Below are 23,833 nucleotides of genomic sequence, written 5' to 3'. Positions count from 1 at the left end.
CGTGGCCTCCCGTCACACCTGTGAGCGGGCGGTGGCGCGGGGGCCGGGGCGCGTCCGGGCGCCCGACGGGCCCGAGCCGGCGCGCATCCGGCGGCCGCGCGCCGTGAGCCCCCACGGCTTGAGGACCGAGATCGCGGTGAGGAAGACGTACACCCCGAGCGCCACCGAGGGCGCGATGACCAGATCGGTGGCGGCGGGCACGGCCCGGCCCGCCGAGGCGTCGGCCGCCGCCGAGTCGATCTCGGCGCGCAGGGCGAGGACGGACGCCCCGGCCGCGGGCAGCGTCAGCCAGAACTTCGTCACCACCCAGCGGTAGCGGGCCAGTCCCCACGGCGTGCCGAGCGACAGCACCACCCCGCTCACCAAGGACGCCAGGCTGATCGGCACGATCAGCCAGTCACCGAAGATCTTCATGGCGCGATACGCGGCCTCGGCGGTGTCCGCCGACCCGGAGGCCGCGCCCGCGACCCCGAGCGCGAGCAGACAGAGGGTGAGCCCGAGCCAGCCGACCGAGACGACGACATGGACGACGAGAAGGGCCCTGCGGGCGGGACGGGAGAGGTTCGGCTGCATGCCTCCACGGTCGTGCGCGGCGCTCCGTACGGCGTCTGACGGCGGGAGTATCCGCGGGTACTCCCGCCGTACGCCCGCCGCTCCCCCGGCCCCCTGTCGCACTCCTTGTCACGGCTTAGGCTCGGCTTCCATGACCAGACTGCATCTGTTCGACCTGGACGGGACGCTCATCCACGGGTCGGCCGCGGCCGTCGAGATATCCCGTCAGCTCGGGGTGGAGCGCGAGATCGACGCGCTGGAGCGCGCGTTCGCGTACGGGCGGCTGACGACCGCGCAGTTCGCGGAGCGGGCCTGTGCGCTGTGGGGGGAGTTGACGGAGCGGCATGTTGCGGCGGCGTTCGAGGGGGCGCCCTGGCTGGTGGGGATCCGCGAGGTGTGGGCGGACATCGCGGCGCGCGGCGAGCGCTGCGCGGTGATTTCGCTCTCCCCGGGGTTCTTCGTGGAGCGGCTGCTGGAATGGGGAGCCCACGCCGCGCACGGGTCGCGGTGGCCGGCCGTGCCGTTCCGCGAGCCGCTGGATCCGGAGGGCATCCTCACCCCGGCGGCGAAGGTGCGTATCGCCGATGAACTGTGCGCGAAGTTCGGGCTGAGCAGGGCGGACTGTGTCGCTTACGGCGATTCCATGTCGGACGCCGAGCTGTTCGCCGTGGTGCCGTTCTCGGTCGCGATCAACGCCGACCACCATGTGAGCGAAATCGCATCCTGCGGCTATACCGGGCGCGATCTGCGGGAGGCCTACGAATTGGCTGGTAACTACCGGTAATTACGCTGGTTCCTGGGTGTAACGGAACCGCTGGACTTGGGGCTTGTGAATTCATCGGGGCCGGGTAGGGTCGGGTCCCGGGTCCGGCGCGGCGCCTGCCGCGGGGCTTACATCGGGGCAATCCAGCCTAACGGAACACGGGTGCCGTTACCTGGAGTTCCGGTTATGTGTGCTGCGCGGCGAACGAGCATGGCATGCTGCCCGTGAGAAGTACGGGGCGGGCCATCCGGACCAATCTCACATGAACCAGGGGCACAGAGCGGGGAATTGCGGGCACATTCCGGCTTCGGAAGTGCGAAGACCGACAGAAAGACGTTCGAGGCGAGGCAACCATGGACGCTCCGACCACCACGTCGTCGGCCGGCAACGACGGCACCGGCGGCACCGGCGGAAGCAGTGGCGACTGGGGCTGGTTCACCCCGAGCAGGAAGCGGGACGAGGACGCGCCCCAGGGCCCGGAGCAGGAAGCCGACCGGAGCGCGCCCAGCCGCCCGGTGAACCCGATACGGCCGGTCGGCACGGGCGCCGAGCGCCGTCTCCCGACCCCGGCGCGGCCCGGGCAGTCCGAACCGCCCTCCCCCGGAGCCGGGGCGCCGCCCGCCGGGAACCCGCCCGCGCGGGAGGGCGAGGAGCACCAGCGCCCGACCGAGACGCCCGGCGCGCAGGACGTACGGCCGGCCGGCCTGTTCTCCGACGGGTCGGCGGGCCTGTTCTCCGACGACCGGACCGCCTCCCTCGACGCGGTCCTCATCCGCCGCACGATGGCCGAGATCGAGCCCATCGCGGACAAGGTCACCTCGTACTTCTACGCGCTGCTCTTCGTCCAGCACCCCTATCTGCGGCCGCTGTTCCCCGCCGCGATGGACTCCCAGCGCGACCGGCTCTTCCGCGCCCTGCTGACCGCGGCCAAGCTGGTGGACGACCTGGACATCCTCACCGAGTACCTCTCCGGGCTCGGCCGCGGCCACCGCAAGTACGGCACCCAGCCGGAGCACTACCCGGCCGTCGGCGAGTGCCTGATCGGCGCCCTCACCCGCTACGCCACCGGAACCTGGAGCGATGAGACCGAGGGCGCCTGGGTCCGCGCGTACACCACCATCTCGCAGATCATGATCGACGCCGCCGCCGAGGACGAGCTGCGCGCGCCCGCGTGGTGGCAGGCCGAGGTCGTCGGCCATGAGCTGCGCACCCCGGACATCGCCGTGGTCACCGTCCGCCCCGACCAGCCGTACCCCTTCCGCGCGGGCCAGTACACCTCCCTGGAGACGCCCTGGTGGCCACGGGTGTGGCGGCACTACTCCTTCGCCTCGGCGCCCCGCGCGGACGGGTTGCTGTCCTTCCACGTCAAGGCGGTGCCGGCGGGCTGGGTGTCCTCGGCGCTGGTGCACCGCGCCCGGCCCGGTGACGTGATCCGCCTCGGCCCTCCGACCGGCAAGATGACGGTCGACCACTCCACCGACAACGGACTGCTCTGCCTGGGCGGCGGCACCGGCATCGCGCCGATCAAGGCCCTTGTCGAGGACGTCGCCGAGCACGGCCGCAACCGGCCGGTCGAGGTCTTCTACGGCGCCCGCAGCGACCACGACCTCTACGACATCGACACCATGCTGCGGCTGGCCCAGACCCACCACTGGCTCTCGGTCCGCCCGGTCGTCTCCGACGGCCCGACGAACGGGCTCAGCGGCCGGCTTCCGGACGCCGTCCGCCAGTACGGCCCGTGGAACTCGTACGACGCCTACCTGTCCGGGCCGCCCGGGATGATCCGCAGCGGCGTGGACACCCTCAGAGGCATCGGGATCCCGTCCCACCGCATACGTCACGACGCCATCGAGGAGCTGGTCACGGCCGGGGACTGACGCGGCGACGAGCGAGCGGAACGGACTGCGACACGGCGGGGGGCCGGGACGCAGAGCTGAGGAGAAGGGGAACTGGGGGGCCGGGAGAGCAGTACTTCACTGACTCGGGCGATCGCGGGATGAGGGACGAGTGAGCGTGGACGACGTCGAGCACGAGCGGGCGACGGCGGAGCGGGCGACGGAGGAGAGGGCGACGACGGTGAGAGCGGCGACGGCACTGACCGCGCCGGCCGGCGCCCCGATGGACGAGCTGGACGCCATCAGGCGTCCGGGCAGCGACGGCGAGCACGCGCTGCAGCGGCGCCTGGGCACGGTCCACCGCGCCGAGCGCTTCTACGACGAGCAGGTGCTGGACCGGCTCAACGACCGGATGCGGGAGTTCGTGGGCCGGCAGGAGATGTTCTTCCTGGCGACCTCCGACCGGCACGGCGAGTGCGACAGCACCTTCCGGGCCGGGCCCCCCGGATTCCTGCGGGTGTTCGACGACAAGACCCTGGCCTACCCCGAATACCGGGGCAACGGCGTCCTGGCCAGCCTCGGGAACATCGAGGAGAACCCCCACCTCGGGATTCTCCTGATCGACTTCATGCGCGACCGGATCGGCCTGCACATCAACGGCCGGGCGCGAGTGGTGGCGGACGCCGAGATGCGCGCCGCGCACCCCGACCTGCCGGTGGACCCGGTGCCGGGGCGGCGGGCCGTGGTGTGGGTGGAGGTGACGGTCGAGGAGGCGTACATCCACTGCGCCAAGCACATCCCGCACCTGCAGAAGGTGCCCAACCAGCGGCGGCACGCCGCCCCGGCGGGCGCCCCCGGCACCGGCACCGACGCGGGGACCAGGGCCGACGCGGGCACGAGGACCGACGCGGGAACCGGGGCCGGGAGCGGGGCGGGGGACGGTGACGGGAACGGCAGCGTGAACGGCGCTCCCGCCGACCGGGACCGCGACTGGGGCACGGACGACGTCAAGCGCAAGGGCGGCGACTTCTTCGGCGCGGCCGCCGATGTGCGCGAGGGCCGGCGCACCCCGGTGGCCGTCCGGGAGCAGGACCAGGACGACGCACCGGCCCTGGGCCCGGTCCCCCCGCGCCCCGAGGAGTGGCAGCGGGAGGCCGAGCGCGTGCTGGCCAGGGCGCGGGAGCGGGCGCCGGAAGGAGCCGGGCAGCCGTTCAGCGGCTGGTTCCGGTAGCGGACTCCGGTAGCGGGCGGGCCCAGGGCCGGTGGTGGCCGGCTTCTGGTCCAGCAGCGGGCGGCGACGGGGCGCCAGTGGTGGCCGGCGACGGGATCGGGCGAGGGCGGCGGCGGGATCAGCCGAGGCCGGCGACGGGGCGCCAGTGGTGGCCGGCGGCGGGATCGGGCGAGGGCGGCGGCGGGATCAGCCGAGGTCGTCGGCGAGCAGCGCCAGCACGCCCTCGACATTCGCGTCGAGATACGCGCGCAGCGACGGCGGCACCACCTCCACCGAGGCGATCCCCTCCCGGGTGAACGGCACCCGCACCACCTCGTACTCCCCGCAGGGGTCGTCCACCTCGGGGCCGTGGCGCCGCGACAGGTCCATGGACCCGAGGCGGCACACGAAGAAGTGCTGCACCTTCACGCCGGGCGAGTGCGCGTCGGGATGCGGAACGGTGTCGACGAAGGCGGGCACCACGTCCGTCACCTTGGCGCCGAGCTCCTCGTCGACCTCGCGGTGCAGCGCGTCGACGACCGTGGCGTCCTCGGGCTCCACGCCACCGCCCGGCGTGATCCAGTACGGCGCCTCGCCGGGCTTGGTCCGCTTGATCAGGACGAGCCGGGGCTCGGTGTCACCGTCGAGCAGGATGGCACGGGCGGTGCGCTTGACCACTGGTCGTTCGGTCATGGTGGACATCTGCCGCATGTGTCGCCCGGTGAAACCCCGTCTCACCAGTCAACAGCGGAGCGCAGCAGCCACTCGTGCGCCCGCGCGATGTGCGGCAGGGCCAGCGCGCCCGTCCGGGTCACCAGGAAGTAGGTGCGCAGCGGGGGCACCGGCGGGTTGAGCAGGGCGACGACCCGGCCCGCGTCCAGCGCGTCCATGCACAGATAGCGCGGCAGCACGCCGAGCCCGACGCCCTCCGCGACGCAGGTGAGGACCGCCCGCAGATCCGGGGCGATGACCGTGCCGGCGGTGATCGGCGGGGTGTCGAAGACGGCCGACCAGTAGCGGGTGATCAGCGGCAGGGTCTCGTGGACCTCGACGACCGGCAGCCGCTCCAGCGCGCCCACGCCCTTGACCTGTAACACCGCGGGGCCGCCGAGCCGGGCGGCCCAGCGCGGGGCGGCGACCAGCACGTGCTCCTCGTCGCAGAGCGGGACCGCGGCCAGCAGCCGGCCGCGCGGCCGGGCGGTGGCGACGGCCAGGTCGTGGTGGCCGGCGGCCAGCCCCTCGAACAGCTCCTCGGGGCCGCCGAACGAGCACCGCACCGCGAGCCCCTGGTTGATCAGCGGGGCGAGGGCGGGCAGGACGCGCAGCGCGGTGAACTCCGGGGGGCCCGCGAGGTGGAGGGTGCGGTTGGCCGAGCTGTCGTCGAGCCCGGCCTCGGTGATCTCGAGCAGCGCGTCGAGGTGGGGCGCGGCCTTGTGGGCGAGTTCTTCGCCGACGGTGGTGGGGACGACCCCGCGCGCGGTGCGCAGGAACAGGGGGCGGCCGAGCTGGCGCTCGAGGGTGCGGATCTGGCCGGTGACGGCGGGCTGGGAGAGCCCGAGGAGGGCGGCGGCGCGGGTGAAGGACCCGGCTCGGTGAACCGTGACAAAGGTGCGTAAGAGGGCCAGATCCATGCGGTTCCCCTCCGCTCGACGCACCCCTGCCGCAGGCCAACTATAAATATGCCGATAGGTCCATGTCGCTACTGTGATTGGACACTGACGCTGAGTCAACTAGCCTTGTTCAGGCGGTTCTCCACGAGGGAACCGGGGCGTCTCAAGCCACGAGGGGGGAGGCTTGAGACGCCCGCCCGGCATGGCCTGATCCCGTGGGGGGCGCGTGATCGGCCGCCTCAGCCGCCCGTCGCGCCACGCGCCGGGGCGCGCGCCTCGTCGAGCGCCCGCAGCACATCCGCGATCAGGTCCTGGGGGTCCTCGGCGCCCACCGAGAAGCGGATGAAGCCGTCCGGCACGGCGTCGCCGCCCCACCGGCCGCGCCGCTCGGCCGTGGACCGTACGCCGCCGAAGCTGGTCGCGTCGTCGACCAGGCGCAGCGCGGCCAGAAAGCGCTCGGCGTGCTCCTGGCCGGGGAGGACGAAGGAGACCACACAGCCGAAGCGCCCACCGCGCATCTGGGCCGCCGCGAGGCGGTGCGCGGGGTCGGTCGGCAGCCCGGGGTGGCGCAGCCCGGTGACCTCGGGGCGGTCGCGCAGCGCCTCGGCCAGGGCGAGCGCGGTCGCGGCCTGGCGGTCCACGCGCAGCTGGAGGGTGGCCAGGGAGCGGTGGGCGAGCCACGCCTCCATCGGGCCGGGGATCCCGCCGGCCATCTTGCGCCAGGCGCGCACGGAGGCGGCCAGGCGCGGATCGCGGCAGGTGACATAGCCGAGCAGGACGTCGCCGTGGCCGGTGAGCGCCTTGGTGCCGCTGGCCACGGAGAAGTCCGCGCCGAGGTCCAGGGGGCGCTGGCCGAGCGGGGTGGCCAGGGTGTTGTCCACGGCGACCAGCGCGCCCCGCGCGTGGGCGGCGTCGGCCAGGCGGCGGATGTCGCACACGTCCAGGCCCGGGTTGGCCGGGGACTCGATCCACAGCAGCTTGGCCGGCCGGGGCTCGCCGCCGTCGGCGGCCGGCGCGCCGTCCAGGAGGGGCAGTTGGGCGTCGCCGCCGGTGGGCGCGGTGCGCACCTCGATGCCGTACCCCCTCAGCCGCTCGCCCAGCGGGGCCAGGAGTTGGTAGCCGTCGGACGGCAGCACGGCCGCGTCGCCCTGTCCCAGCTGGGACAGCAGCACGGCGGAGATCGCGCCCATGCCGGAGGCGAAGACCACCGTCTCGGCGTCGGCCTCCGGCGACTCCAGCTCGCTGATCGCCCGCTCGAGCCCGGTCCAGGTGGGGTTGGCGTCCCGGCCGTAGGTGTACGGGCCCTGGAGCAGGTCGGCGCCGTCCGGCAGGTGGTAATGGGCGGCGAAGGCCGGGCCCGGCAGGGCCGGCGCGTACGCCTCGGGCTCGGGCAGCCCGGCCCGGACCGCCCGCGTGCCGTCACCGGTCGTACGGTCGCCGGTCGTACGGTCGTGGGGCTTGTGCTCGCCGGTCATGCGTTCTCCCTCGGGGCGGCGGGAGCGGCGGGGGCGGCGGCGGGGGCCGCCGGGGTCTTCCGGGCGTCGAGTGCCGCACCCACCGCGTCCAGCAGCCCCTCGCTCGCCGCCTCGATCATTTCCAGGCACGCCTCGAACTCCTCGGTCCCGCCGAAGTACGGATCGGGCACGTCCAGCCCGCCGAGGGTGTCCGGGTCGGCGTCCGGGTCGTAGCTGCGCAGCAGCCGCACCTTCGCGGCGTCCCCGGGCGTCGGCGCGAGGGCGCGCAGCTCGTGCAGATGGCCGCTGTCGAGGGCGATCACCAGGTCGAGGGCGGAGAACCACTCGACCTGGAACTGCCGCGCGATGTGACGCTGCTCATAGCCGTGGTCCGCCAGGACCGCGGCGGCGCGGCGGTCGGCCCCCTCGCCCTCGTGCCAGGGGCCGGTGCCCGCGCTGTCCACCTCGACCAGACCGTCCAGCCCGGCTTCCTCGGCGTGGGCGCGGAAGACGGATTCGGCCATCGGCGAGCGGCATATGTTGCCGGTGCAGACGAAACAGACGCGGTAGGGCGACGGGGCTCTCATGCGTCCCATCATCCTCGACGGCGGTCAGTCCTTGTCGTCGGGCAGGACGACGTGCAGGGCCCAGGACACGATGGAAACGATCAACGCGCCTATGACGGCCGTGCCGAAGCCCTCCACATGGAACGCCAGGTCGAGTTTGCCGGCCAGCCAGGAGGTCAGCAGCAGCATCAGGGCGTTGATCACCAGGGTGATCAGCCCGAGGGTGAGAATGAAGAGAGGAAAGGCCAGCAGTTTGACCACTGGCTTGACCACGGCGTTCACCAGGCCGAACACGAGCGCCACGAGGATGAGCGTGATCGCCTTGCGCCCGGCGCTCTCGCCGGTCAGCGTGATGTCCTTCAGCAGCCAGACGGCCACCCAGAGGGCACCCGCGTTGGCGATCGTCTTGACGAGAAAATTCTTCATGGTTGAGATCGTCGCAGAACAGGCCCCGCGCTGGGCAGGGCCGGCGACCGAGGGGTGGAGGGGCGAATGAAGGCGTTCCGGCTGGATGAGCTGGAGGCGGAGCGGGCCGCGAACGACGGCGCGTATCTGCAGTTTCTGCGCGAGCGCAACATGTCCGTCGGGCTGTACGCGCTGGACGCGGGCCAGAGCGACCCGCAGCAGCCACATCGCCAGGACGAGGTGTATCTGGTGCTCAGCGGGCGGGCGTCGATCACGGTGGGGATGGAGACCACGCAGGTGGCGCGCGGCAGCGTGGTGTACGTGCCGGCCGGGACGGCCCACAAGTTCCACCACATCACCGAGGACCTGCGGGTCATGGTCGTCTTCTCTCCCCCTGAGAGCTGATACCCCCGGCCCGCGTCCCGTAGGGGTTCGGTCAGGGGAGGACGGGGGACACGAGCCCTGTATCCGCTTGGCGGCCGCCCTAGCATCGAAGGCGGGGGACACCGGCCGGCGTCAAAGCCGGCGACCGGCCGGACCGACTGGCTCAGCGAGGAAAGCAGGGACCGAAGTGGCGACGAAGGACATATTCCAGGGCCTGCCGTGGTGGGTGACATGGGTCGCGGTGCCGCTCCTGGTGCTGGCCGTGTTCGGCGGCCTGATCCTCCACGTGGTCGGCATCGTGATCGGTCTGGTGTTCAAGGCCCTGCTGTTGGTGGCGCTCGTCGGCGGTCTGATCTACCTCGTACGGAAGTTCAGCTCGTCGTCCTAGATTGAGTCGGTCCGGACCAGTTCGAACCGGTCCGAACCAGTCCGATGCGGCGCCGCTCCCGGCCCGCTCCCGGTCCGCCCCCCGCCCCGCTCCTCTCCCCGCCCTCCGCCCCGCTCCTCGTCCCGCGGCGACCGGTGACTCGGCGCCGCGGGTACGCCGCGCGGGGGATAGGCGCGTTCCAAACCTCAACTTGACGGCACCGTTCCGGTTAGAGTTCGAGGCCTCGACGTCTCCCGTTCCGGCGTCTGCCTCGCAACACACCCCGGGGGTGCCTGTTGACGAAAGCGAACTTGGCCGCGGCCGGTGAACCGGCTCCGAACTCCCACGTCATAGCCCGGCGCCGCCCCACCCGGCCCGGCGAGCGGATCCGCCCGCCCGCGCCGGCCCCCTCGATCGCCGCCGCGCGGACGGCGCGGCAACTCTGGCCATTTCCAGCCCCCCACATGAGGCAAACCGACTCCGCCCCGCAGTCGAGTCGCTACGCTCCAGAGTCGGCCGAGACATCAGCTCCCTCTCGATCCCTGTCCATATCCAAAAATTCGCTTCTTTTGGCCCGCTGGAGGTAGGCGGACCATGGCGCCAAGAGGCCAGGGCGTTCAAACCTGGCCATTCGCAAACAACTCGGGGCGGCGAACGATGCGTGACATGCGCGACACAGTCCAGGCAGAAGTGACGATGACCTTCCTGGTCTCCCAGGACCTCTCCTTCCGGATCCCGGTCGAGCTGTCCTACGACAGCAGCGACCCGTACGCAGTCGAGATCACCTTCCACCTGCCCGGAGACGCGCCCGTGAGCTGGGCCTTCGCCCGGGAGTTGCTGCTTGACGGGCTGAGCAAACCTTCCGGCGAGGGCGATGTGCGGATCGCTCCCGCCTCACCGGAGGGGCTTTCGGACGTCTTCATCAGGCTCCAGGTGGGCGCCGAACGGGCGCTGTTCCGCGCCGGCGCCGCCCCGTTGGTCGCCTTTCTGGACCGTACGGACCGGGTGGTTCCGTTCGGGCAGGAGCAGGCGGCCTGCGATCCGGTCGGCGACCTGGACGCGGAGCTGGACCGGATCCTCGCGGAGGACCGTTACGCCGGCTAGCGGGCACCCCCTTTGGCCAGGGCTTATTCGCCTCCGGCGCTCATTCGCCTCCGGGGTTCAGCGCCCGCGCGCCCGGCGGCGCCGGCCGCGTCCGCTCCGGCTCGTGCGACCCCCCTGCTCCGCGCCGCCCTCGGGCGCGCGGTCAGCGCAGACCACCAGCGTGGCAAGCGCGGTGGTCACCGGCACCGAGGCGATGAGTCCGATGCTGCCCACGAGGGTCCTTACGATCTCCTCCGCGACGAGCTCGCTCGTCGCCACCGTCCCCACGCCGCTGTCCGCGATCGAGAACAGGAGCAGCAGCGGCAGCGAGGCGCCCGCGTACGCGAGCACCAGGGTGTTCACGACGGACGCGATATGGTCCCGCCCGATGCGCATCGCGGCCGCGTACAGTGCGCGCCGGCCCGCCGTGGGGTCGGCCGCCCTGAGTTCCCACACCGCGGAGGTCTGGGTGACGGTCACGTCGTCCAGCACCCCCAGAGATCCGATGATCACCCCGGCCAGCAGCAGACCGCGGATCTCGATGTCCGGATAGAGGCCGTGGACCAGCCCCGTCTGGTCGTCGGTGTTGCCGGTCAGGCTCGCCCAGCCGATGAACAGCGAGCCCAACAGGCCGATCAGCAACAGCGAGACGAGCGTCCCGAGCACGGCGACGGACGTACGGGCCGTCAGCCCGTGGCACATGTACAGCGCGATGAGCATGATCGCGCTGCCCCCGATCACCGCGACCACCAGCGGGTTGGAGCCCTGCAGTATCGCCGGGAGGATGAACAGCGTCAGCACCCCGAAGCTGACCGCCAACGCCACCAGCGCGAAGACGCCGCGCAGCCGCCCGACGACCACGACCGCGAGCGCGAACAGCCCGGCGAGCAGCGCCATCGGCATGGCCCGGTCGACGTCGGAGACGGAGTACTGCAGGTTCTTCGGCGCCTTGGGCGCGTACGCCAGCTTCAGCTTCTGCCCGGCGGAGAACTTGCGGGAGGCGTTCGGCTGCACGATTTCCTCAAACCTGCGCCCTTTGTCCTTGCCGGAGGTGACCTCGATGGTCGCCTTCTCGCAGATCGACTTCTCCCCGGAGCCGGGCCCGCCGGCCGCGCTCTGCTGGTTCGCGGCGTCCTGCCCCGGCTCGATGGGCTGCTGCGGCTGGGCGTTGACATCGGCGCAGTCGACCTCCTCGACCTTCACCACCCGCCCGGCCACCGTCTGCTGGTCGAAGCCGAGCCCGGTGCGCTCATGCGCCTTGTGATCGGGCGTGCCCCCCGGCCACAGCACGATCAGCCCGGCGACCACGGCGGCGGCGAAGGGGATCAGGACCGCCGCGATGACCTTGCGCAGATGGGCGGAGACCGGCGTCGCCGGGCCGTGGCCGTGCGAATGGTCATGTGAATGGCCGTGGGCGTGGCCGTGTGAATGGCCGTGCGAGTGGCCCTGTGCGGCGGCGCTTTGCGGTTGGCCGTGCTCGGGGCCGGGACCGTGCCCGGGGTCGTGGCCGGGCTCGGGGTGCTGGTGCCGCTGCGGGGTCGAGGTCACCGTCAGATCATCGCAAGAGCGAGGGCCCTCTGTTCAGCGCCGCCGGAGAACCGCTAGCGTGGGTGACACCTTTGCAATCGCGGGAGCTCGGAGCACCGGGCTGAGAGGGCGCTGATTGTGTCGGCCCGGGGATGGCCCCGGGCCCCATGCTGCGCCGACCGCTGAACCTGTTACCGGGTAATGCCGGCGTAGGGAGTGGGTCTCAATGACTCTGCAGGATGCACGCACGCCCGAAAACCGTGAGTTCGGCTGGCATAAGGGATATGTCACCGGCTCCCGTCCGGACCTCCGGGTCCCGGTCCGCCGAGTGCACCTCACCAACGGCCAGGACGTGACGCTGTACGACACCTCCGGCCCGTACACCGACCCCCAGATCGAGACAGATGTCCGCCGCGGGCTCGCACCGCTGCGGCAGAACTGGATCCTCGCCCGCGGCGACACCGAGGAGTACGCGGGCCGCCCCGTCCGCCCCGAGGACGACGGCATCAAGCACACCGCGCCGCGCGGCGGGCTGCGCAACCTCGACGCGGTCTTCCCCGGCCGCCCGCGCCAGCCCCGCCGGGGCCGGGACGGCGCCGCCGTGACCCAGCTCGCGTACGCCCGCCGGGGCGAGATCACCGCGGAGATGGAGTTCGTGGCGCTCCGCGAGAACGTCTCCCCCGAGGTGGTCCGGGAGGAGATCGCGGCCGGCCGCGCGGTCCTGCCGGCCAACGTCAACCACCCGGAGATCGAGCCGATGATCATCGGCAAGCGATTCCTGGTGAAGGTCAACGCCAACATCGGCAACTCCGCCGTCACCTCCTCCATCGAGGAAGAGGTCGAGAAGATGACCTGGGCCACCCGCTGGGGCGCCGACACGGTCATGGACCTCTCCACCGGCCGCAACATCCACACCACCCGCGAGTGGGTGCTGCGCAACTCCCCCGTCCCCATCGGCACGGTGCCGCTGTACCAGGCCCTGGAGAAGGTCGACGGCAAGGCCGAGGAGCTGACCTGGGAGATCTACAAGGACACCGTCATCGAACAGGCCGAGCAGGGCGTCGACTACATGACGGTCCACGCGGGCGTACGGCTGCCGTACGTACCGCTGACCGCCCGCCGCAAGACCGGCATCGTCTCGCGCGGCGGCTCCATCATGGCGGCGTGGTGCCTGGCCCACCACAAGGAGTCCTTCCTCTACACCCATTTCGAGGAGCTCTGTGAGATCCTCGCCGCGTACGACGTCACCTACTCGCTCGGCGACGGACTGCGCCCCGGATCCATCGCCGACGCCAACGACGAGGCGCAGTTCGCGGAGTTGCGCACGCTCGGCGAGCTCAACCGGATCGCCAAGCGGCACAACGTCCAGACGATGATCGAGGGCCCGGGCCATGTCCCGATGCACAAGATCAAGGAGAACGTCGACCTCCAGCAGGAGATCTGCGAGGAGGCCCCCTTCTACACCCTCGGCCCCCTCACCACCGACATCGCCCCCGCCTACGACCACATCACCTCGGGCATCGGCGCGGCGATGATCGCCTGGTGGGGCACGGCGATGCTCTGCTACGTCACCCCCAAGGAGCACCTGGGCCTGCCGGACCGCGACGACGTCAAGACCGGCGTCATCACCTACAAGATCGCCGCCCACGCGGCCGATCTCGCCAAGGGCCACCCCGGCGCCCAGGAGTGGGACGACGCCCTGTCCGACGCCCGCTTCGAATTCCGCTGGGAGGACCAGTTCAACCTGGCCCTCGACCCGGAGACGGCCCGCTCCTTCCACGACGAGACGCTCCCGGCGGAACCGGCGAAGACGGCGCACTTCTGCTCCATGTGCGGGCCGAAGTTCTGCTCCATGAAGATCAGCCAGGACATCCGGCGCGAGCACGGGGGCGCGCTGGGCGCGGCCGAGGTGGAGGCCGGGATGGCGGAGAAGTCGAAAGAGTTCGCGGCGGCGGGAAATCGCGTTTATCTACCGATCGCGGACTGAGCGACGGTAATGTGCGTCGGGCCCGAAGCCGCAACTACGGATTGCGACTTCGGGCCCTCGTGCTGTGGTGCGGTCGTGCTATTTCAGGCCGTACACCGGCGCGCCGTCCGGCGTCACCCCGCTCTGCCGGATGCAGCCGCGCTTCTGCAGCATGCGCAGGGCGTCATGCACGCGGTGCTCGGTGAGGCCGGTGTTGGACGCGATGGTGCTCAGCGGGTACAGGCATTCGCCCTGGGCGATGATCGCGGGCAGGATGTACACCGCCACGGCCCAGATGTCGGCCGTGACCACGAGGTTGTTCTCGCGCCACTCGTCGATCACCGAGGCCGGAGTCACCACCTGGGGCGGCTCGGGGAGGTCCCGCCAGTGGCGTCGGATGCTGTCGGGCCCGGCGGTGAACGACTCCCGCTGGACGGCGGTGGACTCGCGGATCGCCTCGACGATCTCACGCTGAACGCGCTCCGCCTCGCGCTGCGCTTCCCGCTGTGCTTCGAGGGCCTCCCGCTGCGTCTTGGCGATCTCCTTCTGTGCCTCGGCGACCTCTTTGTGGGCTTCGGCGACCTCCTTCTGGGCCTCCACGGACTGCCGCATCAGCTCGGCGCTCTCGCGCCGCAACTCCTGGGCCTCGCGCTGCATGGCGAGCATCTGCGCGTCCATGCTCAGGTTGTGCTCCTCGAGCCGGACGATGGCGTCGGCGACCTCCTTGGGCATGGCGTAGGCGGTGGGGGCGTCCGGGGCCGTGGGCTGTACTTCGGCCTTCTCGAGCGAGTAAGAGCCGGTGCTCTGGACGGCCAGCACCACCTCCGCGACCCATCGCTTGAAAGGCCGTGCCTCGGGCTTTGTGGAGCCGTTGACAAGCTGGATCAAACCCTGGAGGTTCACCAGACTCATCGACTTCTGCAGCCCCTGGCCTGCAGGAATGCGCAAGGTGTCCACTCCACAGACGCCTTGTGCAATGTCTCGGAGAGGTTTGCAGTACTCGTCGGCGACGTGGAAGTTCACGGCTTGCCGCGTGTTTGCATAGCCGAGGTGGCGCGCCACATCCACCGCCGGGAACCAGTGGGTCCCGTCCGGCGTCGTGAGTCGCCGTACGCGGGCTCCGGTCGCCGCGTAGACGAAGTCGTTGATGTCGATCGCGTCCTGCTTGCCCGCCGGGTTCGGCGGGGTGTTCTGTGTGCTCATCAGAGCATCACCTCCGCCACGGACGTTATGCACCTCAGCGCCGGAAGGTCCCACGATTGGGGGCGAGTTCGCTCAAAAGGTGGGGAGTGAGGCATTCCGCTGGTGTCGTGATCACAGACCCTGAACGACGACTCAAGGAGCAGCCCGATGGACAACCGACACGCCCTGCGCGTCGTCAACGCACGGTTCACCGAACTTCTCGGCACGGCAAAGGAAGACGACTGGGAGCTGCCCACCCCCTGTAGCGAGTGGAACGTCCGCAACCTGGTGGCGCATGTGATCGGCGGACACGCCATGGTGACCTCGCTGCTGACGGGCAAGGAGTTGGTCACCGCGCCCGGGGACACGGTGGAGGAGTGGGCGGCGCGGGTGGAGCGGGCGGCGGAGGGAGAGGGGGTGTTGGAGCGGGTGGTGTCGCATCCGATGTTCGGCGAGCTGAGCGGGGACGCCCTGCTGATGATCCGCTGGGGGGATGTCTGCGTGCACACCTGGGATCTCGCCCAGGCCCTGGGCGTGGAGTTCGCCCCGGAGCCGGGTCTGGCCGAGGCGGCGCTGGAATGGCTGGTGCCGTTCGGTCCGGCGCTCGGCGCCTCGGGGAGGTTCGGGGAGGGGGCCGACCCCGGGCCGGGGGCCGACGCCTTCGCCAGGGTGCTCGCCATCACCGGGCGGGGGGCGCGGCCCGTGGCCGGGGCGGACTAGTCCGGCTGGTGTTCCGGCCCGCCGTAGTCGGGGCTGGTGAAGTCGGGGCTGCTGTAGCGCGGGCGGGTCTTCGAGGCGTCGCCCTGGGTGCTGAAGCCGGGGCGGCTGTAGCCGAGGTGGGGGGTGCGGCCGATGGCCTCGGACCTGGTGGGGGTGTGGGTCGCGGTGGGGCGCGTCGGGGTGGAGGCGGGGGGAGGGGCCGGGGAGGTGTGGGAGCCGTCGGCCGCCGCGGGATCCGCCAGCGCGTCGCGCAGGAAGGGCACCACGCCGCGCTCCAGCAGCGCCAGCCGCCAGGCCTCTCTGGCGCGCTCCACGTCCTCCCGCTGCCTGCTGCGCGCGCCGCCCCCGACCGCCCCCGAGCTGTTGCGCAGCGCGGTGAGCAGGAGGCCGATGGTGGCGATCAGCAGGCCGGCGGCGGTGAGCGCGGCGAACAGCCAGCCCGCGGTGATCATCGGTTGGGCGATGGACGGCGTGGGGTGGAGCAGGCGCAGCAGATAGCCGGCGAGGAGGAAGATGATCGCCGCGGTGCCGGCCAGGACCGGGGCCAGGACGGAGAGCACGGCGACGAGCCCGGCGCCGGACGCCGCGTCACCCACCGCGGCGGCGAATCCGCCGCCGGCCGCCGCCTCGCCCGGCCGGCCCGCGGCGTCGCCCGCCGCGCCGCCCTTCTCCGGGGCTCCGGCCGCGGGCCCGCCGTGCCCGCCTTCGCCGACGGGGCTCAGGGTGGCGCCGGGCGAGCGGGCGCCGTCGGGCGAGCGGGGGCCGCCTGCGGTGTCGGCGGCGCCGGGCCAGTCGGGTGGCGCGGATTGGCGCAGCTTCTCGCGGGCGTCCACATAGTGCTGGTATTCGTCGGCCGCGCGGGCCGCGATGGCGGCCGCGGCGTTCATCGCCATGGTGCGCAGCTGCTCGGTGGTGAGCCGCTGTCCGACGCCGCTGAGGTCCGCGCGGCGGTCCGCGGTACGCAGCGCCTCGTCGAGAACCCGCTCGAACTCCGGGCGGTCCTCGATCAGCAGGTGCGGAGCGCTGTTCATGTGCATCCCCCGATGCTCCGTAGGGCCTTGATGCCGGCTGTCACCGGGCAGTGGGGCGGAAACGGAGGAGAGCCTGCTACGGATAAGCCGATGGTAGAGCCGATCCGGCGCGGGGTGACAGTGACTTTCCCGAAATCACTCCGCGTCGGTGAAACTGTCTATCTTCCCCGCGCGGCGTGATATGAACCCTCAGTTCAGCGGGAGTTGGACGACCAACAGCTTTCCGGCCATGGTGACACCGCCGTCCATGGCGACTGCGAGGTTGTCGGCGTAGACGTGCGGGCCCTCGACGGTCGGCGCGCCCTCGTCCTCGCCTTCCTCGGAGCCGACCTCGCCGAGCAGATACGGGATCGGGCTGTGGCCGTGGACGATGCGCTGCCCGCCGTAGGTGTCGAGCAGTTCGCGGACGGCCAGGGGGCCGGCGTCCTCGTCGCGGAAGGCGAAGCGCTTGGTGAACTTGCGGAACAGGTCCCAGCACTCGTCGGCGTCGCTGCGCTGCAGGGTCTCGGTCACCGCGTCGTTGACGGCCTCGATGGAGTCGCCGTACTCGAGGTAGGCGGTGGTGTCGGAGTGGACGAGGAGGTGTCCGTCCTGCTCGGTCATGGCGTCGAGCCGGGACATCCACTGCAGGTGGTGGTCCTCGAGCCGCTCCATGTCGGTGCGCTGGCCGCCGTTGAGCAACCAGGCGGCCTGGAAGGAGGCGGTGCCCGCGCCGGAGTTGACGGGGGTGTCGCCGAATCGCTTGGCGCCGATGAGCAGCAGTTCGTGATTGCCCATCAGGGCCTTGCAGTAGCCGCCGGCGGCCGCGGCCTCGGCGGAGAGCTGCATGACCAGGTCGATGACGCCGATGCCGTCCGGGCCGCGGTCGGTGAAGTCGCCGAGGAACCAGAGCCGGGCGTTGCCCGCGGACCAGTTGCCCTTGGCGTTGATCAGCCCTTGGGCGGCGAGCGCCTCGCGCAGCTCGTCGAGGTAGCCGTGGACGTCGCCCACGACGTAGAGCGGACCGGGCCCGCCGGGCTCGGCCTCCTGGGCGCGCTCGGGGTCGGGGACGGGGATGAGCTCGACGGTCGGGCGGTCCTGCGGGGGCACCAGGGGGGTGTCCGGGAGGGTGTGCCCGGGGCCCATGACCGGCAGGGAGCGCTCGGTGGGGGTGTACTCAGCGGGCGGGACCGGCGCGGCGGGGCGCGCGGGCGCGGTGGGCGCGGCGGGCTGCGCCGCGGGCGCCGCGTGCGAGGGCGGAGCGGCGCGGACGGGGTCGCGGGGCACCCGGCCGTGCGGGGTGGCACCGTAGGCGGTCCCGGCGTACGGGTTGGGGGCGGCGGGGACCGCGCCGTCGCCCGGAAGCGGGCCGGGCGCGGCGGACGATCCGTACACGGGCACGGGCGGGACTGCCGCCGTGGTCCGTGCCGTGGCTCCCAGACCGGCCCCCTGAGTCATCGACCCCTCCACCATCGCGCCGCCGTGCCACCGTGTGGACCATGCCTGGTCGAGGGCGGTCCGCGGTGTCGTCCGCCCATCATAGGAATGACCGTACGGGCTTGTGACGCACCAGGGTGCCGTCAATCGGGGCGCGGTCCCACTGGGACGGTCTTTTATCCCGGATTGGCCCGGTAGGGGAAGCGGATCGGGCTCGGGTGCGTCTCGCGTCATGCTCAAGTCTTCCTCAGGTTACGACCTGGGGTGCGATGGGGGGCGGGGCGAGGGGCGGCCGTGCGGGGCGTCGCGGCGCCGTTCCCCCGGCGCACCGGAGGTCGTCAGCCGCCGGCGCGGCTGCGTGGCGCGCTGATCGTGGTGCGGGGCGGACGGCGTTGCGAGGACGTCCGCACGATCAGTTCGGTGGGTATCACGCGCTCGACGGGGTGCTCGTGGCCCGGCCCCTCGATGGCGTCGATCAACAGTTGCACGGCGGCGGTGCCGATCCGGCGGGGCTTGAGGGAGAGGGTGGTGATGGGCGGCTCGGTGGTGCGGTAGACGGCGGACTCGCTGCAGCACACCAGCAGCAGGTCGTCGGGGACGCGCAGGCCGTAGCGGCGGGCGGCGGCCAGCAGGTCGGTGCCGTTGGGGTCGAAGAGGCCGTAGACGGCGTCGGGGCGGTCGGGGCGGGCCAGCAGCCGGTCGGCGGCGACGGCGCCGGCGCACGGGTCGTGGGCCGGGTAGGCCTCGTACACCGGGTCCTGTCCGACCCGCTCGCACCAGTGGAGGTAGGCGGTGGTGGACAGCCGGGTGTAGGTGTCGGTGGTGGTGCCGGTGAGCAGTCCGATGCGGCGGGCGCCGGCGTCGGCGAGGTGGTCGAGCAGGCCGAGGACGGCGGCCTCGTGGTCGTTGTCCACCCAGGCGGTGACGGGGAGGGTGCCGGCCGGGCGGCCGTCGCTGACCACGGGGATGCCCTGGCGCAGCAGCCCGGTGACGACCGGGTCGTGGTCGGAGGGGTCGATGACGACGGTGCCGTCGAGGGCGACGTTGGACCACACGTCGTGGCGGGAGGTGGCGGGCAGGATGACGAGGGCGTAGCCGCGGGCCAACGCGGCGGAGGTGGCGGCGCGGGCCATCTCGGCGAAGTACGCGAATTCGGTGAAGGTGAAAGGTTCATCCCCGTACGTGGTCACGGTCAGGCCGATGAGGCCGGACTTGCCGGTGCGGAGGGTGCGGGCCGCGGCGGAGGGGCGGTAGCCCAGCCGTTCGGCGACCTCGCGGACATGGCGGCGGGTGGCATCCGGGAGCCGGCCCTTACCGTTGAGCGCGTCGGAGACGGTCGTGATCGAGACCCCGGCTGCGGCGGCCACGTCCCGGATGCCCGCGCGTTCCAGCCGGCGGCCGGTCGACCGGCTCACCTGATGCTTCCCTGCTGCTGTCATGGCGAGCCGATAGTAGGGCGAGGGCGGGCCCCGCGCGCCGGGGTGCGGCCGGTCTTCCGAAGGCACGTTTCTGCATGAGCGCTGTGCTCAATTCCCTTGGAAACAAAGCCGGTTGAGGGATGGGGCGGGGCAGTAGTCGCCTCTGGCATATCCATGCCTGCCGATTGGCCGCTGTCCGGAAGAGGGCGCAACTCACCTGCACGGGTGATGCGCGCCAGGGCGCTCGCCACCGGCGCACGGCGGAAGCGGAATCGCTCCCCCTCATCTGTGGACCCTCGGCCGGGGGACCGCGCGGGGCGCGCCGTCGTCCGTGACCGGGTCGTGCTCGCCCGGTACTCCGGGCCCAGGGCGCCTCATAAGGTATGAGGTATCGACGTGGGCGGCGGGCGCCGCGCACGGACGGGACGGTCGAGGAGGAGCCGCGGTGACTGAGAAGAGCCCGAAGCTGCGTGGAGCGCTGGACGGCATTCCGACGTACAAGCCCGGCAAGCCGGCCGCGGCGGGCGGCCCCGCCGCCTTCAAGCTGTCCTCCAACGAGAACCCCTATCCGCCGCTGCCGGGGGTGCTGGAGACCGCGATGGACGCCGCCGCCTCCTTCAACCGCTACCCCGACCTGGCCTGCACCGCCCTGACGGCCGAGCTGGCGGACCGCTTCGACGTGCCGCCGGAGCACCTGGCCACCGGCACCGGCTCGGTGGGCGTCGCCCAGCAGCTGGTGCAGTCGACGGCCGGGCCCGGCGACGAGGTGATCTACGCCTGGCGGTCCTTCGAGGCCTACCCGATCATCACCCAGATCTCCGGGGCGACGTCGGTGCGGGTGCCGCTGACCGAGGGGGAGGTGCACGACCTCGACGCGATGGCGGAGGCGGTCACCGACCGTACCCGGCTGATTTTCGTCTGCAACCCCAACAACCCCACGGGCACGGTGGTGGGCCGGGACGGCCTGACCCGCTTCCTGGACCGGGTGCCCAGCGATGTGCTGGTGGTGCTGGACGAGGCGTACATAGAGTTCATCCGGGACGAGCGGGTGCCGAACGGCATCGAGCTCTACCGGGAGCGGCCCAACGTGTGCGTGCTGCGCACCTTCTCCAAGGCGTACGGCCTGGCCGGGCTGCGGGTCGGATTCGCGATCGCGCATGAGCCGGTGGCGGCCGCGCTGCGGAAGACGGCGGTCCCCTTCGGGGTCAGCCAGCTCGCTCAGGACGCGGCGGTGGCCTCGCTGCGCAGCGAGGACGCGCTGCGCGAGCGCGTGGCGGCGCTGGTCGAGGAGCGGGCGCGGGTGAGCGGGGCGCTGAGCGGGCAGGGGTGGACGGTGCCCGAGTCGCAGGCGAACTTCGTGTGGCTGCGGCTGGGGGAGCGCACGGTGGACTTCGCGGGGGCGTGTGAGGCGGCGGGCGTGGTGGTGCGCCCGTTCCCGGGCGAGGGGGTGCGGGTGACGATCGGCGAGGAGGAGGCGAACGACATCTTCCTGCGGGTCGCCGAGGAGTTCCGCAAGGAGCTGTGACGCCTTCGCGGCCGACGAGGGTCGCCGCCGAAGGATACCGATACGTTCCGCTTGCGCCCCTTCCACCCCCCCGGTGAGAAGGGGCGCACGCACGTGCGTATCATAGCTTGTGAATGTGAATACGTTCACAAGCTCCTCTGGGGTGCGGGCCGACCCCGTGGCAAGACCGTAAGGAGAGATTCCCGTGGATCTGGCTCTGGCGCCGGAGACGCTGGCGCGATGGCAGTTCGGCATCACCACCGTCTACCACTTCCTCTTCGTCCCCCTCACGATCTCTCTCGCCGCCATCACCGCCGGACTGGAGACCGCCTGGGTCCGCACCGGCAAGGAAAAGTACTTCCACGCGACCAAGTTCTGGGGAAAGCTTTTCCTGATCAACATCGCGATGGGCGTGGTCACCGGTCTCGTCCAGGAGTTCCAGTTCGGCATGAACTGGTCGGACTACTCGCGCTTCGTGGGCGATGTGTTCGGCGCCCCGCTGGCCATGGAGGCGCTGCTCGCCTTCTTCTTCGAGTCCACCTTCATCGGGCTGTGGATCTTCGGCTGGGACAAGCTGCCGAAGAAGATCCACTGCGCCTGCATCTGGATCGTCGCGCTGGGCACCGTCCTGTCCTCGTACTTCATCCTCGCCGCCAACTCGTGGATGCAGCACCCGACCGGCTACGCCATCGACCAGGCCACCGGCAAGGCGCGGCTCACCGACATCTGGGCGGTGCTGACCCAGAACACCACCCTGGTCGTGGTCTTCCACACCCTGACCGCGGCCTTCCTCACCGGCGCCGCCTTCATGGTGGGCATCGCCTCCTTCCACCTGTGGCGGGCCAAGCGCCGGCAGGACCGCGGCGAGGAGCTGGGCGAGAAGCAGAAGAAGCAGGTCGGGGCGATGCGGGCCTCGCTGCGGGTGGGTCTGGTCGTCGCCGTGATCGCGGGGTTGGGCACGGCCATCAGCGGCGACCAGCTCGGCAAGGTGATGTTCGAGCAGCAGCCGATGAAGATGGCCGCGGCCGAGGCGCTGTGGGAGACCCAGGCGCCCGCGCCCTTCTCGGTCTTCGCCGTCGGCGACGTCAGCAAGGGACACAACAGCGTCGAGCTCGAGGTCCCCGGGGTGCTCTCCTTCCTCGCGCACAGCAACTTCACCGACTCCGTCCCCGGCATCAACGACGTGGCCGCGAAGGAGGCCGCGGCCTACGGAGGACAGCCCGAGGACTACATCCCCAGCATCTTCATGACCTTCTGGGGCTTTCGGCTGATGATCGGCTTCGGGATGACCTCGTTCGCCGCCGCGCTCATCGGGCTGTGGACGACCCGGCGCAAGCGGTGGCTGTCCCCCGCCTTCCGCACCGGTGAGGACGAGGTGCCGCGGCTGATGCTCACCAAGAGCCGCGAGATGAGCCCCCTGCTGACCAAGTGGTCCTGGCGGATCGGCATCCTGACCATGGGCTTCCCGCTGATCGCCAACTCCTTCGGCTGGATCTTCACCGAGATGGGACGCCAGCCATGGGTGGTGTACGGGCTGATGAAGACCGCCGACGCGGTCTCCCCCGGCGTCAGCCGGACCGAAGTCCTCATATCCCTGGGCGTCTTCACCCTGCTGTACGGCGTGCTCGCGGTGGTGGAGGTGCGGCTGCTGGCCAAGTACGCCAAGGCCGGGCCGGACACCGACGAGAAGCCCCCCGCCAAGGACCCCCGGCTGCGGCTGCCCTCCGGCGGCCCGGGCGCCGGAGGGGCGCACGGGAACGCCGACGCCGACAAGCCGCTGACCTTCGCGTACTGAGCCGGAGAGAGCCATGTCACCGCACCTTCACGACGTCTGGTTCGTGCTGATCGCCGTCCTGTGGATCGGCTACTTCTTCCTCGAGGGCTTCGACTTCGGCATCGGCGTGCTGACCAAGCCGCTGGCCCGGGACCGTACGGAACGCCGGGTGCTCATCAACACCATCGGCCCGGTCTGGGACGGCAACGAGGTCTGGCTGATCACGGCGGGCGGCGCGACCTTCGCCGCCTTCCCCGACTGGTACGCGACGCTCTTCAGCGGCTTCTACCTGCCACTGCTGGCCGTCCTGGTCTGTCTGATCCTGCGCGGCGTCGCCTTCGAGTACCGGCACAAGCGGCCGGAGGAGCGCTGGCAGCGCAACTGGGAGAACGTGATCTTCTGGTGCTCGCTGCTCCCCGCCTTCCTGTGGGGTGCGATCTTCGCCAACATGGTGCGCGGGGTGCCGATCGGGCCGGACAAGAACTACACCGGCGACCTCCTCGACCTGGTCAACCCGCACGCCCTGCTCGGCGGGGCGGTCACCCTGGTGCTGTTCACCTTCCACGGCGCCGTGTTCGCCTCGCTCAAGACGGTCGGGGAGATCCGGACGCGAGCCCGGCGATACGCGGCGGGGCTCGGCCCGGTCGCCGCCGTGCTGGCCGTGGTCTGGCTCGGCTGGACCCAGCACGACACCGGCAACGGACGGTCGCTGGCCGCGCTGCTGGTCGCCGTGGTCGCGCTGCTCGCGGCGCTGGTGATGAACCGGCTCGGACGGGAGGGCTGGGCGTTCGCCCTGTCCGGGGTGGCCATCGCCGCCGCGGTCGCGATGCTCTTCCTCGCGCTCTTCCCGGACGTCATGCCCTCCTCGCTGGACCCGAGGTGGAGCCTGACGGCCGCGGACGCGGCGTCGAGCCCGTACACGCTGAAGATCATGACCTGGGTGGCGGCCGTGATGACCCCGCTGGTGATGGCCTACCAGGCGTGGACCTACTGGGTCTTCCGCAAGCGGATCGGCACCCAGCACATTCCCGAGCCGACCGGTCACTGACCCCACGGGTGGTGTGTT

Annotated in this window: 22 protein-coding genes; 11 read left to right on the top strand and 11 right to left on the bottom strand. The window is 71.5% G+C overall.

Annotated elements, in window-relative coordinates; all coding sequences use genetic code 11:
* Positions 1-12: 12 nt before the first annotated feature.
* The gene (locus ABFY07_RS25550; protein ID WP_346176725.1) at positions 13-573 is read right to left on the bottom strand and encodes a DUF2269 family protein; all 561 of its coding nucleotides are present in this window, start codon (positions 571-573) and stop codon (positions 13-15) included.
* A gap of 130 nt (positions 574-703) precedes the next feature.
* Between ABFY07_RS25550 and ABFY07_RS25545 the strand changes: the two genes are divergently transcribed.
* From ABFY07_RS25545 to ABFY07_RS25535, 3 genes are all read left to right on the top strand, one after another.
* Positions 704-1,336: an HAD family hydrolase gene (locus tag ABFY07_RS25545; protein WP_346176724.1), complete on the top strand. Its 633-nt coding sequence runs from the start codon at positions 704-706 to the stop codon at positions 1,334-1,336.
* Between the two features lie 332 nt (positions 1,337-1,668).
* On the top strand, positions 1,669-3,192 hold the full coding sequence (locus tag ABFY07_RS25540; protein WP_346176723.1) for a globin domain-containing protein: 1,524 nt from the start codon (positions 1,669-1,671) through the stop codon (positions 3,190-3,192).
* Between the two features lie 292 nt (positions 3,193-3,484).
* Positions 3,485-4,381 carry a pyridoxamine 5'-phosphate oxidase family protein gene (locus tag ABFY07_RS25535; protein WP_346176755.1) on the top strand — a complete coding sequence of 299 codons (897 nt, stop codon included), beginning with the start codon at positions 3,485-3,487 and terminating at the stop codon, positions 4,379-4,381.
* 186 nt (positions 4,382-4,567) lie between these two features.
* On the opposite strand, the gene ABFY07_RS25530 is transcribed toward ABFY07_RS25535, so the two are convergent.
* The 5 genes from ABFY07_RS25530 to ABFY07_RS25510 form a co-directional block, all read right to left on the bottom strand.
* Entirely contained in the window at positions 4,568-5,053 is a 486-nt protein-coding gene (locus ABFY07_RS25530; protein ID WP_346176722.1) for an NUDIX domain-containing protein, read from the bottom strand.
* Between the two features lie 41 nt (positions 5,054-5,094).
* The gene (locus tag ABFY07_RS25525) at positions 5,095-5,991 is read right to left on the bottom strand and encodes a LysR family transcriptional regulator (RefSeq protein ID WP_065961905.1); all 897 of its coding nucleotides are present in this window, start codon (positions 5,989-5,991) and stop codon (positions 5,095-5,097) included.
* 218 nt (positions 5,992-6,209) lie between these two features.
* Positions 6,210-7,445 (bottom strand): cystathionine gamma-lyase, encoded by a 1,236-nt coding sequence (locus ABFY07_RS25520; RefSeq protein WP_346176721.1) that lies wholly within the window; start codon positions 7,443-7,445, stop codon positions 6,210-6,212.
* Positions 7,442-8,011, bottom strand: coding sequence for a low molecular weight protein-tyrosine-phosphatase (locus ABFY07_RS25515; RefSeq protein ID WP_346176720.1), 570 nt, complete (start codon positions 8,009-8,011; stop codon positions 7,442-7,444). Before ABFY07_RS25515 ends, ABFY07_RS25520 begins: the two co-directional genes overlap by 4 nt.
* A 24-nt stretch (positions 8,012-8,035) precedes the next feature.
* Positions 8,036-8,416, bottom strand: coding sequence for a phage holin family protein (locus ABFY07_RS25510; protein ID WP_346176719.1), 381 nt, complete (start codon positions 8,414-8,416; stop codon positions 8,036-8,038).
* A gap of 66 nt (positions 8,417-8,482) precedes the next feature.
* On the opposite strand from ABFY07_RS25510, the gene ABFY07_RS25505 reads away from it, so the two are divergent.
* The 3 genes from ABFY07_RS25505 to ABFY07_RS25495 all read left to right on the top strand — a co-directional run bounded on the left by ABFY07_RS25505 (position 8,483) and on the right by ABFY07_RS25495 (position 10,250).
* Positions 8,483-8,800, top strand: coding sequence for a cupin domain-containing protein (locus ABFY07_RS25505; RefSeq protein WP_065961899.1), 318 nt, complete (start codon positions 8,483-8,485; stop codon positions 8,798-8,800).
* Between the two features lie 166 nt (positions 8,801-8,966).
* On the top strand, positions 8,967-9,167 hold the full coding sequence (locus tag ABFY07_RS25500; RefSeq protein ID WP_346176718.1) for a DUF5326 family protein: 201 nt from the start codon (positions 8,967-8,969) through the stop codon (positions 9,165-9,167).
* Between the two features lie 645 nt (positions 9,168-9,812).
* Entirely contained in the window at positions 9,813-10,250 is a 438-nt protein-coding gene (locus tag ABFY07_RS25495) for an SsgA family sporulation/cell division regulator (RefSeq protein WP_043487236.1), read from the top strand.
* Positions 10,251-10,307: 57 nt separating this feature from the next.
* Here ABFY07_RS25495 and ABFY07_RS25490 read toward each other — a convergent pair whose 3' ends face one another.
* A complete protein-coding gene (locus tag ABFY07_RS25490) occupies positions 10,308-11,777 on the bottom strand; it encodes a YibE/F family protein (RefSeq protein WP_346176717.1) in 1,470 nt (489 codons plus the stop codon).
* A 205-nt stretch (positions 11,778-11,982) separates the two neighbouring features.
* On the opposite strand from ABFY07_RS25490, the gene thiC reads away from it, so the two are divergent.
* Entirely contained in the window at positions 11,983-13,743 is a 1,761-nt protein-coding gene (thiC, locus tag ABFY07_RS25485) for a phosphomethylpyrimidine synthase ThiC (RefSeq protein ID WP_346176716.1), read from the top strand.
* A 78-nt stretch (positions 13,744-13,821) separates the two neighbouring features.
* On the opposite strand, the gene ABFY07_RS25480 is transcribed toward thiC, so the two are convergent.
* Complete coding sequence (locus ABFY07_RS25480) at positions 13,822-14,925, bottom strand: BRO-N domain-containing protein (protein ID WP_346176715.1); 1,104 nt, start codon at positions 14,923-14,925, stop codon at positions 13,822-13,824.
* Positions 14,926-15,072: 147 nt separating this feature from the next.
* Between ABFY07_RS25480 and ABFY07_RS25475 the strand changes: the two genes are divergently transcribed.
* Complete coding sequence (locus tag ABFY07_RS25475) at positions 15,073-15,624, top strand: TIGR03086 family metal-binding protein (protein WP_346176714.1); 552 nt, start codon at positions 15,073-15,075, stop codon at positions 15,622-15,624.
* Here the strand turns inward: ABFY07_RS25475 and ABFY07_RS25470 are convergent.
* From ABFY07_RS25470 to ABFY07_RS25460, 3 genes are all read right to left on the bottom strand, one after another.
* Complete coding sequence (locus ABFY07_RS25470) at positions 15,621-16,661, bottom strand: hypothetical protein (protein ID WP_346176713.1); 1,041 nt, start codon at positions 16,659-16,661, stop codon at positions 15,621-15,623. The two genes, ABFY07_RS25475 and ABFY07_RS25470, sit on opposite strands and share 4 nt — an antisense overlap.
* 183 nt (positions 16,662-16,844) lie before the next feature.
* Positions 16,845-18,092, bottom strand: coding sequence for a metallophosphoesterase (locus ABFY07_RS25465; protein WP_346176712.1), 1,248 nt, complete (start codon positions 18,090-18,092; stop codon positions 16,845-16,847).
* A 317-nt stretch (positions 18,093-18,409) separates the two neighbouring features.
* Complete coding sequence (locus tag ABFY07_RS25460; RefSeq protein WP_076970923.1) at positions 18,410-19,510, bottom strand: LacI family DNA-binding transcriptional regulator; 1,101 nt, start codon at positions 19,508-19,510, stop codon at positions 18,410-18,412.
* Between the two features lie 424 nt (positions 19,511-19,934).
* Here ABFY07_RS25460 and hisC point away from each other — a divergent pair, with 424 nt between their 5' ends.
* The 3 genes from hisC to cydB all read left to right on the top strand — a co-directional run bounded on the left by hisC (position 19,935) and on the right by cydB (position 23,815).
* Positions 19,935-21,014: a histidinol-phosphate transaminase gene (gene hisC / locus ABFY07_RS25455; protein WP_346176711.1), complete on the top strand. Its 1,080-nt coding sequence runs from the start codon at positions 19,935-19,937 to the stop codon at positions 21,012-21,014.
* Positions 21,015-21,198: 184 nt separating this feature from the next.
* Positions 21,199-22,788, top strand: coding sequence for a cytochrome ubiquinol oxidase subunit I (locus ABFY07_RS25450; protein ID WP_346176710.1), 1,590 nt, complete (start codon positions 21,199-21,201; stop codon positions 22,786-22,788).
* A gap of 13 nt (positions 22,789-22,801) precedes the next feature.
* Positions 22,802-23,815: a cytochrome d ubiquinol oxidase subunit II gene (gene cydB / locus ABFY07_RS25445; RefSeq protein ID WP_346176709.1), complete on the top strand. Its 1,014-nt coding sequence runs from the start codon at positions 22,802-22,804 to the stop codon at positions 23,813-23,815.
* Positions 23,816-23,833: the final 18 nt, after the last annotated feature.

Origin of the sequence: Streptomyces sparsogenes subsp. cuspidosporus (assembly GCF_039532705.1) — a bacterium.
Taxonomy (GTDB): Bacteria; Actinomycetota; Actinomycetes; order Streptomycetales; family Streptomycetaceae; genus Streptomyces; species Streptomyces sparsogenes.
Note: the sequence above shows the minus strand (reverse complement) of the source record. Positions and strands in the feature narration are given on the sequence as shown.